1 protein-coding gene and 1 pseudogene are annotated in these 595 nt (G+C 66.4%); both read left to right on the top strand.

All coding sequences use genetic code 11. The features are described from left to right. A pseudogene (locus B2W70_RS08165) lies at positions 1 to 288 on the top strand (riboflavin synthase); the annotation flags it as partial. 102 nt (positions 289 to 390) lie between these two features. Continuing rightward, a partial coding sequence (locus B2W70_RS08160) for a 3,4-dihydroxy-2-butanone-4-phosphate synthase (protein ID WP_286744621.1) occupies positions 391 to 595 on the top strand: 205 nt, incomplete at its 3' end.

The following is a 595-nucleotide window of genomic DNA, read 5'->3' as shown; positions in this document are numbered from 1 at the left end:
GAGCCGGTGGGCGAGTCGTGGCTGCTGCGCATCCGTGCGCCCAAGGCCCTGGCGCGTTTCCTGGCTTACAAGGGCTCGATCACCGTCAACGGCGTGAGCCTGACCGTCAACCGCGTGCAGGACGCCGACGACGGCAGCACCGAGTTCGACATCAACCTCATCCCGCACACCATTGACAACACGGCGCTGGGCGAGATCAAGGCGGGCACCCAGGTCAACCTCGAGGTCGACCTGATCGCCCGCTACGTGGAGCGCATGCTGTCGGCCGAGGGGCGCCTGCCGGGCTGAGCGCCTCTTGCGTGGTGAAATCCCGGCGCATTTCCGCTCTCCAAGGGGGCTCAAGCTGGGGTTTGCCCCCGTTGGGGTGCGCCGCCCGCCTACAATCGCGGGATGCCGATTTCACCCATCCCCGAGCTGATCGCCGAGCTGGCCGCTGGCCGCATGGTCATCCTGGTTGACGAAGAAGACCGCGAGAACGAGGGCGACCTCGTCCTGGCTTCCGACCACGTCACGCCCGAAGCCATCAATTTCATGGCCAAGTACGGCCGTGGCCTGATCTGCCTGACGCTCAACCGCGAGCATTGCGAGCGCCTGC

This window comes from Aquabacterium sp. UBA2148, from assembly GCF_002328915.1.
In the GTDB taxonomy this organism is placed as follows: domain Bacteria; phylum Pseudomonadota; class Gammaproteobacteria; order Burkholderiales; family Burkholderiaceae_C; genus Aquabacterium; species Aquabacterium parvum.
This window is presented reverse-complemented; position numbering and strand designations above follow the sequence as displayed.